Source organism: Pseudomonas sp. 22189 (assembly GCF_052045635.1).
In the GTDB taxonomy this organism is placed as follows: domain Bacteria; phylum Pseudomonadota; class Gammaproteobacteria; order Pseudomonadales; family Pseudomonadaceae; genus Aquipseudomonas; species Aquipseudomonas parakoreensis.
The window spans coordinates 42504-54761 of the sequence record NZ_JBQEPG010000011.1; the positions used below are offsets into that span (position 1 = coordinate 42504).

General features: G+C 61.0%; 8 protein-coding genes and 1 pseudogene. 4 read left to right on the plus strand and 5 right to left on the minus strand.

What is annotated here, in order from left to right:
* Positions 1–4: 4 nt before the first annotated feature.
* Both ACTJKS_RS13785 and ACTJKS_RS13790 read left to right on the plus strand, forming a co-directional pair.
* Positions 5–2041 (plus strand): sensor histidine kinase, encoded by a 2037-nt coding sequence (locus ACTJKS_RS13785; RefSeq protein WP_041068533.1) that lies wholly within the window; start codon positions 5–7, stop codon positions 2039–2041.
* A gap of 3 nt (positions 2042–2044) precedes the next feature.
* Complete coding sequence (locus tag ACTJKS_RS13790) at positions 2045–2629, plus strand: cob(I)yrinic acid a,c-diamide adenosyltransferase (RefSeq protein ID WP_041068531.1); 585 nt, start codon at positions 2045–2047, stop codon at positions 2627–2629.
* A 100-nt stretch (positions 2630–2729) separates the two neighbouring features.
* On the opposite strand, the gene ACTJKS_RS13795 is transcribed toward ACTJKS_RS13790, so the two are convergent.
* The 4 genes from ACTJKS_RS13795 to secA form a co-directional block, all read right to left on the minus strand.
* Entirely contained in the window at positions 2730–3677 is a 948-nt protein-coding gene (locus ACTJKS_RS13795; RefSeq protein WP_108183614.1) for a Nudix family hydrolase, read from the minus strand.
* The gene (locus ACTJKS_RS13800) at positions 3674–4306 is read right to left on the minus strand and encodes a glutathione S-transferase family protein (RefSeq protein ID WP_041068527.1); all 633 of its coding nucleotides are present in this window, start codon (positions 4304–4306) and stop codon (positions 3674–3676) included. The genes ACTJKS_RS13795 and ACTJKS_RS13800 overlap by 4 nt, the downstream gene beginning before the upstream one ends.
* A gap of 292 nt (positions 4307–4598) precedes the next feature.
* Positions 4599–5816 carry a bifunctional glutamate N-acetyltransferase/amino-acid acetyltransferase ArgJ gene (argJ, locus tag ACTJKS_RS13805; RefSeq protein ID WP_108183615.1) on the minus strand — a complete coding sequence of 406 codons (1218 nt, stop codon included), beginning with the start codon at positions 5814–5816 and terminating at the stop codon, positions 4599–4601.
* Positions 5817–5938: 122 nt separating this feature from the next.
* Complete coding sequence (secA, locus tag ACTJKS_RS13810; protein WP_041068523.1) at positions 5939–8674, minus strand: preprotein translocase subunit SecA; 2736 nt, start codon at positions 8672–8674, stop codon at positions 5939–5941.
* Between the two features lie 307 nt (positions 8675–8981).
* Here secA and ACTJKS_RS13815 point away from each other — a divergent pair, with 307 nt between their 5' ends.
* Complete coding sequence (locus ACTJKS_RS13815; RefSeq protein ID WP_041068521.1) at positions 8982–9437, plus strand: DUF721 domain-containing protein; 456 nt, start codon at positions 8982–8984, stop codon at positions 9435–9437.
* Positions 9438–9527: 90 nt separating this feature from the next.
* Here the strand turns inward: ACTJKS_RS13815 and ACTJKS_RS13820 are convergent, their stop codons facing one another.
* A complete protein-coding gene (locus ACTJKS_RS13820; protein WP_108183616.1) occupies positions 9528–11015 on the minus strand; it encodes a helicase HerA-like domain-containing protein in 1488 nt (495 codons plus the stop codon).
* A gap of 186 nt (positions 11016–11201) precedes the next feature.
* On the opposite strand from ACTJKS_RS13820, the pseudogene ACTJKS_RS13825 reads away from it, so the two are divergent.
* A pseudogene (locus ACTJKS_RS13825) lies at positions 11202–12233 on the plus strand (HAMP domain-containing protein); the annotation flags it as partial.
* Positions 12234–12258 lie beyond the last annotated feature (25 nt).

Here is a 12258-nt window from a genome sequence, read left to right on the forward strand (position 1 = left end):
CCTGATGCCATTGCGCCAGCGCCTTGAAAACCTGCCGGTCGGCCAGAAACTGCTGGCCGCCCTGCTGGTGTTGTTGACCACCGTTCTGCTGGTCGCCAACCTGACTTTTATCAGCGCCGCCTATTACATCTCCCAGGAAAGCATGGCGCCACAGGCGCTGCAGACCATCGGCCGGCTGATCTCCAACCCGAGCCTGGTCGCGCAAGCTCTGGAATCGCCACAAAGCGCCGAACGCCTGCTCAAGGAACTCGACAGTTATTCGCCGCTGCGCGCGGCAGCGCTGTATGACGGCAAAGGTGACCGTCTCGCTCAGGTGCAGCGTGGCGACAAGCTCAATCTGCCGGAACACTATCGACACATCGAAGCCTGGCAACTCACCGAGTTTCGCAGCAACCAATTGATCACCTTGCCTCGCCCGGGCACTGCACCGGGTCATCTGCTGCTGGTGGCCAGCAGTGAACTGCCGATGGCGTTTTACACCGGCACCCTGACTGCCAGCCTCGGCATCCTGATTTTCAGCGTGCTGCTATGGCTGGTAATCGCGCGGCAGATCAAACGCCTGATCACCCGCCCGATCCATGAGCTGGAGGAGCTCTCGCGCCAGGTCACTCGCGAAGAGAACTACGCCCTGCGCGCCTCGCGCGGCAATCACGACGAAATCGGCAGCCTCGCCGAGGCGTTCAACACCATGCTCTCGCGCATCGAAGCCCGCGAGCAGCAGCTCAAGCGCGCCCGCGATGACTCGCAGGCCGCCTACGATCAGGCTCAGGGGCTGGCCGAAGAAACCCGTCACACCAACCGCAAGCTGGAACTGGAAGTCCAGGTTCGCAGCAAGATCGAGAAGAAGCTCACCGGCTTCCAGAACTACCTCAACAGCATCATCGACTCCATGCCCTCGGCGCTGATCGCCCTCGACGAACAGCTCTACGTGACGCAGTGGAACCAGGAGGCCAGCGCCCTCTCCGGCACGCGCCTGGATGAAGCGTTGAACCAGCCGATCTTCCTCGCCTTCGAACCGCTCAAGCCGTTTCTGCCGCAACTCAAGCAGACCGTGGAAGAACACACGGTGGCGAAGATCGAACGAGTGACCTGGTTCAAGGACGACGAGCCCAAGCATTACGCCCTGACCTTCTACCCACTGATGGGCGGTGCCGGGCGCGGTGTGGTGATCCGCATCGACGACATCACCCAGCGCCTGTCGCTGGAAGAAATGATGGTGCAATCGGAAAAAATGCTTTCGGTCGGTGGCCTCGCCGCCGGCATGGCCCATGAGATCAACAATCCGCTCGGCGCGATCCTGCACAACGTACAGAACATTCGCCGGCGGCTGTCGGCGGATTTGCCGAAGAACCTCGAAACCGCTGAACAGCTCGGCATCGAACTGGACACGGTCAACCGTTACCTGCAAAGCCGCGAAGTGCCGAAACTGCTCGACGGCATCCAGCAGGCCGGCGCTCGCGCGGCAAAAATCGTCACCCACATGCTCAGTTTCAGTCGGCGCAGCACCCGGCAAATGGCCCCGTGCGATCTGCCCGCGTTGATCGATCAAGCGGTGGAAATTGCCGGCAACGACTTCGATCTGGCGATCGGTTTCGACTTCAAGGGTCAGGCGATTATCCGCCAGTTCGACCCGGCGCTCGGCCCGGTGCCAGGCACCGCCAACGAACTGGAGCAGGTGCTGCTCAACCTGCTGAAAAACGCTGCGCAAGCCATTCATCAGCGCGACGATGACAGCGAGCCCGGGCGGATCATCCTGCGCACCCGACTCAATCCGCCATGGGCCGAGATTCAGGTCGAAGACAACGGCATCGGCATGAGCGAGAGCGTGCGCAAACGCACCTTCGAGCCCTTTTTCACCACCAAGGAAATCGGCCAGGGCACGGGGCTGGGGCTGTCGGTGTCGTACTTCATCATTACCAACAACCATAAAGGCCAGATGGAAGTGCAATCGGCGCCGGGCCAGGGCACCTGTTTCACCCTGCGTCTGCCGCTGACACAACCGGCAGCCATCGCCGCCGAAACCAATCAACTAACGAGGTAACCCATGGGCTTTCGCTTGTCGAAGATCTACACCCGCACCGGCGACAAAGGCGAAACCGGCCTGGGCGATGGCCGCCGCGTGCCCAAGGATCACCCGCGCATCGAAGCCATTGGCGAAGTCGACACACTGAACAGTCAGGTCGGTGTGCTGCTGGCCGGGCTGATCGCCGAGCGCGAGGCGTTCCCCGATCTGAATGAACTGATCGAGGTGCTCGCGCCTTGCCAGCATCGTTTGTTCGATCTGGGCGGTGAGCTGGCGATGCCGGCCTATCAGGCGCTGAACACGGCGGAAATCGAACGCCTGGAAGCAGCGATTGATGTGTGGAACGAAGAATTGGGGCCGCTGGAGAATTTCATTCTGCCCGGCGGTTCGATGCTGATCGCCCAGGCTCATGTATGCCGCAGCCTGGCGCGCAGTGCCGAGCGGCGCTGTCAGCATTTGAATGCGATTGAGCCGTTGACCGGGGTGGGGTTGGCGTACATCAATCGGTTGTCAGATTTGCTGTTTGTGGCCGCAAGGTTGATTGCGCGGCGGCAGGGGATTGCAGAGATTCTGTGGCAGCCGGCGGCCAAACCTTCAGATATCTAGCGCCTGTAAGGACGCCTTCGCGAGCAAGCTCGCTCCCACAGGTATGTGAACGACATAGAACCTGTGGGAGCGAGCCTGCTCGCGAAGAGGCCAGCAGCCTCTACAGAGAATCCGGCCAGAATGCGCGAATCCCCGCTACACCCTGAGCCCCGACACCCCAAGCCTTCTCGCGCTCCGCCGGGCCAACGCCGCCGAGCAAGAACACCGGCTTGCTGAAGCCCTCGATCAACATCGACGCTTGCTCCCAGCCCAACGGCTGCGCATCCGGATGGGTCAGGGTCGGCTGTACCGGCGACAGCGTGACGAAATCCACGCCCATTTGCTCGGCCAGCGCCAGCTCCTCAGCGTTATGGCACGAAGCCGCGAGCCAGCGCTCCGCCGGCAACGGGCGCCCCGCTTCGGCGTATTTGCGCAGTTGCGCGGCGGTAATGTGCCAACCGGCCGACGGGAAATCACCGAGCCATTCGAACGGCCCCTTGATCATCAACTGCGCCTTGCCAGCACACAGGCCGACTGCATCCACCGCCAGGTCTCGATACTTGGGGTCATAGCCGTTCGGTGCGCGCAGCTGGATCAGTTTGATCCCGCCGGCAATCGCCTTCTGAATGCCGCGCAGCAAGGCCGGGGCTTCCAGATCTTCCGGAGTGATCAAGTATTCGCCGGGCAAACGCGCGGCGGCGACAATCGGCTGGTTGGCGGCCGGGAATTCGTAGTTCAGCAGATCCTTGGCGCTGACCCAGGCCAGTGGCTGACCTTCGGCACCGTGCGGTTCGCCGCTGAACTGCGACACTTCCCAGACATCCAGCAACACCTGCTTGTCCGGGTAATCATGGCGGACCTTGATCAGCGGACGAGCAGCGCCGACGACAATGCTCAGCTCTTCGTGCAGCTCGCGCGCCAAGGCGCTTTCGACGGATTCATCAGCCTCGACCTTGCCACCGGGAAATTCCCACAGACCTCCCTGATGCTGGGTATCAGCACGGCGGGCGATCAGGATCTTGCCACTGTCGTCACGAATGACGGCAGCGGCGACATGTACGCGTTTCACGGATTCAACTCCTCCAGTCCAGCCTTTTGCCATGCCTTGAAGGCGGGCCATTGGTAGACGGTTTCAACATAGGCTTGATCAACCGCCGGTAACGGCACCTGGTAAGTTCGCAGACGCACGGCAATCGGTGCGAAGAACGCGTCAGCCAGGCTAACCCGGCCAAACAGATACGGCCCGGGCTCCGTGGCGGCGGCGCGGCATTCAGCCCACAACGCGAGCATGCGTTCGATATCGACCCTCACCTCCGGCGGTACCGGGTTGAGCGGAGCGTCGTGACTCAGGTTGAACGGCATGTGATTGCGCATGGCGAAAAAGCCACTGTGCATCTGCGCACACGCAGAGCGGGCCTGCGCGCGAGCGAATAGATCGCTCGGCCAGAGCTGTTCGGCCGGGAACTGCTCGGCCAGGTATTCGGCAATCGCCAGAGAGTCGGCGATGGTGCCGCGAGAGGTTTGCAGCAACGGCACCTTGGCGGTCGGCGAATGCTTGAGCAGCCGCTCGCGGGTGTCGGGCTTGCCGAGCTTGATCAGTTCTTCGCTGTAAGGGGCGCCGGTCAGTTCCAACGCCAGGGCGGCGCGCAAAGACCAGGAGGAAAGCAGTTTGTCGCCGATGATCAGGTGCAGGGACATGGTGTGGCGCCTTTTCGTCAGTGGAAAGCTTCAAGACTTGTAGTGACTGGACCGACGCTTTCGCGGGCAAGCCCGCCCCCACAGTAGTTTCGGTCGTGCACAAATCTCGTGTACACCACAAATCCCTGTGGGAGCGGGCTTGCCCGCGAAGAGGCCGGCACATTCAACATTGATAATGCCTGACACAACGCCATCGCGAGCAGGCTCACTGCTACAGGGGATCCGTGTCGTTCACTAATCTACTGTAGGAGTGAGCCCGCGCGCGATGGCGGCGACTCGGTCTCAGATTAAATCAGGTGCGGTACTCGGCGTTGATCTTCACGTACTCATGCGACAGGTCGGTGGTCCAGATGGTTTCGCTGCAGTCGCCGCGACCCAGTTCGATACGGATGGTGATCTCTTCCTGCTGCATCACCGCCGAACCCTGCGCTTCAGTGTAGGTCGCTGCGCGCGCGCCACGGCTGGCGATGCACACGTCGCCGAGGAACACGTCGATCTTGCTCACATCCAGGTTCGGCACGCCGGCACGGCCGACAGCCGCCAAAATACGGCCCCAGTTCGGATCGGAAGCAAACAGCGCGGTCTTGATCAGCGGCGAGTGGGCCACGGTGTAGCCGACGTCCAGGCATTCCTGATGATTGCCGCCACCGTTGACTTCAACGGTGACGAACTTGGTTGCGCCTTCGCCGTCACGCACGATGGCCTGGGCCACGTCCATGCACACTTCGAATACCGCTTGCTTGAGCTTGGCGAACAGCTCGCCTTCGGCACGGGTGATTTCCGGGAGGGCAGCCTTGCCGGTGGCAATCAGCATGCAGCAGTCGTTGGTCGAGGTGTCGCCGTCGATGGTGATGCGGTTGAACGATTTGTTCGCACCGTCGAGCATCAGGTTGTGCAGCACGTCGCGGGAAACTTTGGCGTCGGTGGCGATGTAGCCGAGCATGGTTGCCATATTCGGGCGAATCATGCCGGCGCCTTTGCTGATGCCGGTAACGGTGATGGTCACGCCGTCATGCTGGAACTGGCGGCTGGCGCCCTTGGGCAGGGTGTCGGTGGTCATGATGCCGGTGGCGGCCGCTTCCCAGTTGTTTTCCGACAGATCATCCAGCGCCGCTTGCAGCGCGCCTTCGATCTTCTCGACCGGCAGCGGCTCACCGATCACACCGGTGGAATACGGCAGGATCTGGCTGGCATCGACACCGGTCAGTTCGGCCAGTTTCGCCGTGGTGCGCTCGGCAGCCGCCAGGCCCGGTTCACCGGTGCCGGCGTTGGCGTTGCCGGTGTTGGTCAGCAGATAACGCACGTCGTTCTGCACACGCTTTTTCGCCAGGATCACCGGCGCGGCGCAAAAGGCGTTCAGCGTGAACACCCCGGCCACGGTCGAGCCTTCGGCACAGCGCATCACTACCACATCCTTGCGCCCGGGGCGCTTGATGCCGGCCGAGGCAATACCGAGTTCAAAACCGGCAACCGGGTGCAACGTTGGCAAAGGACCAAGACCAACAGCCATGAATGCGCTCCTTACTCAATGATGTCAGCACCGCTCAGAGTGATGGCGGTGGTGTAAATGGCAAAACGCCGCGACGGCAGGAGCCGGTCGCGGCGCGGGTATTTCAGCGATTGAAACGGGGTTTACTGGATCTGCCCGTGGCAATGCTTGAATTTCTTGCCCGAACCGCAGTAGCACAGTTCGTTGCGACCCAGCTTCTGCTCGTTGCGAACCGGCGCGGTGGCGAGGGCTACATCGACCTCTTCACCCAACACTTCCGGCTGCTCCAGACCAGGGGCCTCGGCGTGTTCGAACTGCATGCGCGCGGCCAGTGCTTCGGCTTCCTCACGCAGGCGTTGTTCTTCGGCTTCCGGATCTTCGCGGCGCACCTGAACGTGCGACAGCACACGGATTGAGTCGCGCTTGATCGAATCCAGCAGCTCGGAGAACAGCGTGAACGACTCGCGCTTGTATTCCTGCTTCGGGTTCTTCTGGGCGTAGCCACGCAGGTGGATGCCGTGACGCAGGTGATCCATGGTCGACAGGTGGTCTTTCCACAGATCGTCCAGAACGCGCAGAACGATTTGTTTCTCGAACGAGCGCAGTGCTTCGGCACCGGCCTGATCTTCTTTCTCGTTGTACGCTGCCATCAGCTCGACCATCAGCTTCTCGCGCAGGGTCTCTTCGTACAGGTGATCGTCTTCGTCGAGCCATTGCTGGATCGGCAGTTTCACCCCGAAGTCGCTGGCAATCGACGCTTCCAGACCGGCCACGTCCCACTGCTCTGGCAGCGATTGCGGTGGAATGTGCGCGCTGACGGTGGCGTTGAGCACGTCCTGACGGAAATCGGCGATGGTTTCACCGATGTTGTCGGCGGCCAGCAACGTGTTACGCATGTGATAGATCACTTTACGCTGTTCGTTGTTGACGTCGTCGAACTCGAGCAGTTGCTTGCGGATGTCGAAGTTGCGACCTTCCACCTTGCGCTGCGCCTTCTCGATCGCGTTGGTCACCATGCGGTGCTCGATCGCTTCGCCCGGCTGCATGCCCAGGGCTTTCATGAAGTTCTTCACCCGGTCAGAGGCGAAAATGCGCATCAGGCTGTCTTCCAGCGACAGGTAGAAGCGGCTGGAACCGGCATCGCCCTGACGGCCGGCACGGCCACGCAGCTGGTTGTCGATACGACGGGATTCGTGACGCTCGGAGGCGATCACCTGCAGACCGCCGGACTCCAGCACTTGCTGGTGACGTTTCTGCCAGTCGGCCTTGATCTGGGCGATCTGCTCGGGGCTCGGGTTTTCCAGCGCCGCGACTTCCACTTCCCAGTTGCCGCCCAGCAGGATGTCGGTACCACGACCGGCCATGTTGGTGGCGATGGTCAGGGCGCCCGGACGACCGGCTTGCGCGATGATCTCGGCTTCTTTTTCGTGGAACTTGGCGTTCAGTACCTTGTGCTCGATACCTTCCTTGTTGAGCAGGCTGGACACGTGCTCGGAGGTTTCGATGGTCGCGGTACCCACCAGGATCGGACGGCCCTGGGCCATGCCTTCCTTGATGTCGTTGATGATCGCCGCGTATTTCTCTTCGGCGGTCAGGAACACCAGGTCGTTGTAGTCTTTACGCGCCAACGGCTTGTTCGGCGGAATCACCATGACCTGCAGGCCGTAGATCTGGTGGAATTCGAACGCTTCGGTGTCAGCGGTACCGGTCATGCCGGACAGCTTGGTGTACAGACGGAAGTAGTTCTGGAACGTGGTCGAGGCCAGGGTCTGGCTCTCGGCCTGGATGTTCAGACCCTCCTTGGCTTCGATGGCCTGGTGCAGGCCTTCGGACAGACGACGACCCGGCATGGTACGACCGGTGTGTTCGTCGACCAGTACGACCTGACCGTCCTGCACGATGTATTCGACGTTGCGGTGGAACAGCTTGTGCGCACGCAGACCCGAATAAACGTGGGTCAGCAGGCCCAGGTTATGCGCCGAGTACAGGCTCTCGCCTTCGGCCAGCAGGCCGACGCCGGTGAGCATTTCTTCGATGTACTGGTGACCGGCTTCGTTGAGTTCGACCTGACGGGTCTTCTCGTCGATGGTGTAGTGACCGGCCTTGGTGACCTGGCCTTCGACTTCTTCGACATGCAGTTCAAGCTGCGGGATCAGTTTGTTGATCTCCATGTACAGCTTGGAACTGTCCTCGGCCTGACCGGAAATGATCAGCGGGGTACGGGCTTCGTCGATGAGGATGGAGTCGACTTCGTCGATCACGGCAAAATTGAGTTCGCGCTGGAATTTCTCTTCCATGCTGAACGCCATGTTGTCGCGCAGGTAGTCGAACCCGAATTCGTTGTTGGTACCGTAGGTGATGTCGGCAGCGTAGGCGGCGCGCTTCTCTTCCGGCGGCTGGAACGGCGTCACGACGCCGACGGTCAGGCCGAGGAATTCATACAGCGGACGCATCCAGTTGGCGTCGCGGCGGGCCAGGTAGTCGTTCACGGTCACAACGTGCACGCCCTTGCCGGACAGCGCGTTGAGGTAAACGCCCAGGGTGGCCACGAGGGTTTTACCCTCACCGGTACGCATTTCGGCAATCATGCCTTCATGCAAGGTCATGCCGCCGATCAACTGGACGTCGAAGTGGCGCATGCCCATGACGCGCTTGCCGGCTTCACGGGCGACCGCGAAGGCTTCAGGCAACAGCTTGTCGAGGGATTCCCCTTTGGCGATACGGGCCTTGAACTCGTTGGTCTTGGCACGCAATTGATCGTCCGAAAGGGCCACCATTTGCTCTTCGAAGGCATTGACGAGCTGCACCGTCTTGAGCATGCGTTTGACTTCACGCTCGTTCTTGCTTCCAAAAAGTTTCTTTAACAAAGGCGCAAACATATCGGCAGGATCTTCCACACTAAAGGGATGGAGGGCGGCCCCGTGAGTCGCCCGTGCAGCCCTCATGGCCGCATGCGAACGAGCATTCTACCCGGAAACGGTGGTGAGGAAAGTGGCGATATTCCACGATGCTGGCACTGCGCTTTGACGGGGCTCACTTAAAATAAGGGCGTTTTGCTCAACTTCAACCCATCAAGGCAAGAAGTTAGTTGTTGATTTAATGGGTAAAGCAGGGACAAAAGCAATGGGCGAGTGGTTCCGTTGCTTTCTGCTAACATGGCGCTTCTGTTACTTCAGGTGTTCGATCATGGCATTTCGCCCTCTTACAGCCAGAGCGCCCGCCGTTCTGCTACGCGAAGCCAAGCCGCTCAAAGCCATTCTCGGCCATGCCCAACGCCTCGCTCATCTGCAACGCCTGCTTGAAAGCCAGCTGCAACCGGCCGCCCGCACACATTGCCATGTGGCCAAGTGGCGTGAAGGCCAATTGACGCTGGTGGTGACCGACGGGCACTGGGCGACGCGCCTGCGTTACCAGCAAAAACGCCTGCAACGCCAACTGCAGCTGTTCGAAGAATTCGCCAACCTGACGCGCATCCTGTTCCGCGTGCAACCGCCACTGGTCCAGCATCGGCCAGGCGGACACTCAATGGATCTGTCGACGGATGCAGCGCAGACGATTCAATCAACGGCCGACGGGATCAGCGATCCAGGTCTGCGTGCAGCGCTTGAGCGTCTGGCGGCGCACGCTAAAGACAAAAGCTGAAGGCAAGATCAAAGGATCGCAGCCTGCGGCAGCTCCTACATTGGGAATGCGTTCCCCTGCAGGAGCTGCCGCAGGCTGCGATCTTTGCTTTTAGCGGCGTTTGCTGCCGCCGAGCAGTGAGCCCATCAGCCCTCTCACCAGTTGTTTGCCGAGATTGTTGGCCGCCTGACGCATCGCTGACTTCAGCGCCTGCCCCGCCGCCGTGCCCAAAAACTCCCCGGCCCGATCGGCCAGGCTCGGTTCTTCAGGCGCGGCCTTACCGGTCGGCACTTCTGCCTCCGGCGCCAGATCCTTGCGGCCCATCAGGATTTCATACGCCGATTCACGATCGATCGGCTTGTCATATCGGCCCTTGAATGGTGACCCAGCGATCAGCATAGTGCGTTCGGTCTCGCTCAGCGGCCCGATCCGCGACTGCGGCGGCGCCACCAGCACCCGCTGGACCATTTCCGGCGTGCCCTTTTCCTGCAGCGTCCCGACCAGTGCTTCGCCGATGCCCAGTTCGGTCAATACCGACAACGTATCGAACGCCGGATTCGGCCGGAAGCCATCGGCCACCGCGCGCAGGGATTTCTGTTCCTTGGCGGTAAACGCGCGCAAACCGTGCTGGATGCGCAGGCCAAGCTGCGCCAGCACGTTATCCGGCAAATCCCCCGGCGACTGGGTGACGAAATACACGCCGACACCTTTCGAGCGGATCAGCCGCACCACCTGTTCCAGACGCTCCTGCAACGCCTTGGGCGTATCGCCGAACAGCAAATGCGCTTCATCGAAGAACAGCGCCAGCAGCGGTTTGTCGGCATCGCCGCGCTCCGGCAATTGCTCGAACAGCTCGGCCAGCAGCCACAGCAGGAACGTCGCGTAGACCTTCGGTGCCTCATGCACCAGACGGCTGGCATCGAGCAAATGAATCCGCCCACGACCATCGGCGGCCGGTTGCAGAATGTCTTCGAGTTGCAGCGCCGGTTCGCCGAACAAGGCTTCAGCGCCCTGCTGCTCCAGGGTCGCCAGCCGACGCAACAGTGCCTGGCTGGAACCGGTGGTCATCAGCGCGGCGTCTTCGCCCAACAGTTGCGGGTTGTCCTTGAGGTGGTTAAGCAGTGCCTTGAGGTCTTTCAGGTCCAGCAACAACAGACCTTCGCGGTCCGCCACTTTAAAGGCTGCGTACAGCGCCGCCTGCTGACTGTCGGTCAGTTCCAGCAGGCTGCCGATCAGTAGCGGCCCCATTTCACTCAAAGTGGTGCGCAACGGATGACCGGATTCGCCGTGAATGTCCCACAGCGTCACCGGATAAGCCTGCGGCTTGTGGTCGAGCCAGGGCATCCCGGCGATGCGCTCGGCGACCTTGCCCTGCGGGTTGCCGGCAGCGCCCAGACCGCACAGGTCGCCCTTGATGTCGGCGGCGAACACCGCGACCCCGGCGTCACTGAACGCTTCGGCAAGACGCTGCAAAGTCACGGTCTTGCCGGTCCCGGTCGCACCGGCGATCAGCCCGTGGCGGTTGGCCAGGCGCATGGCCTGAGCAATCGGTTGCCCCGCCAGATCGGCGCCGATAACGAGTTGCGATGTGTCAGGCATTTTGTCACCTATGGTTAATCTTTAATCCGCTGTGGCCGATAGATAAGGGCGAGAACCTGACTGAAAAGTCGGTCGGACATTTCCCTAAGGAGAGCCGGAAATATCAGTTTTTTTCACCCTTGCCCATATTGCGCGTCTTTATAAAAGCACGCCCAGGACATTAAGACCTTAGCGGAACCCCAAGCCATGAACAAAAACCTGCGCTTCAGCCATAAAATTTTGCTTGCCGCCGCCCTCATCGTCATCGCCGCTTTCGCCTCGTTCACGCTGTACAACGACTGGCTGCAACGCAACGCGATCCGCGATGACCTGAACAACTATCTCAACGAGATGGGCGAAGTCACTGCCGACAACATTCAGACCTGGCTCAACGGGCGCATTCTGCTGGTCGAGAACGCCGCGCAGAACATCGCCATCAATCCGGAACCGGCCAACGTCGCGAGCCTGCTGGAGCAGAAATCCCTGACCTCGACGTTCATGGCCACGTACCTGGGCGATGCCACCGGTCACTTCACCATCCGCCCGGACGTAAAGATGCCGGACGGCTTCGATCCACGGGTGCGCCCTTGGTATAAAGGTGCCGAGAGCAGCAGCGCCTCGACCCTGACCGAACCGTACATCGACGCCGCCACCGGCCAGTTGATCATCTCCATCGCCACCGCGTCGAAAAAGGCTGGTCAGAGCGTTGGCGTGGTCGGCGGCGACCTGAGCCTGCAAACCCTGGTCGACACCCTCACCGCCCGGGACTTCTCCGGCATGGGCTACGCGTTCCTGGTCAGCGCCGACGGCAAGATCCTCGTGCACCCGGACAAGGCGCTGGTGATGAAGTCACTGAAAGAAGCCTATCCGCAGGAGACCCCGCGCATCAGCAGCGACTTCAGTGAAATCACCGTCGACGGCAAGACCCGCATCGTCAGCTTCACCCCGATCAAAGGCCTGCCATCGGTGAACTGGTACATCGGTCTGTCGGTGGACAAGGACAAAGCCTTCTCGATGCTCAGCGAGTTCCGCACCTCGGCGGTGATTGCCACCGTGATTGCGGTGGTGATCATCATTGCGTTGCTGGGCATGCTGATTCGCCTGCTGATTCAGCCGCTGCACGTCATGACCCGCGCCATGGAAGACATCGCCGATGGCGAGGGCGACCTGACCAAGCGCCTGACTATCGTCAACAACGATGAATTCGGCGTGCTGGGTACCGCATTCAACCGCTTCGTCGAGCGTATCCACGGCTCGATCCGCG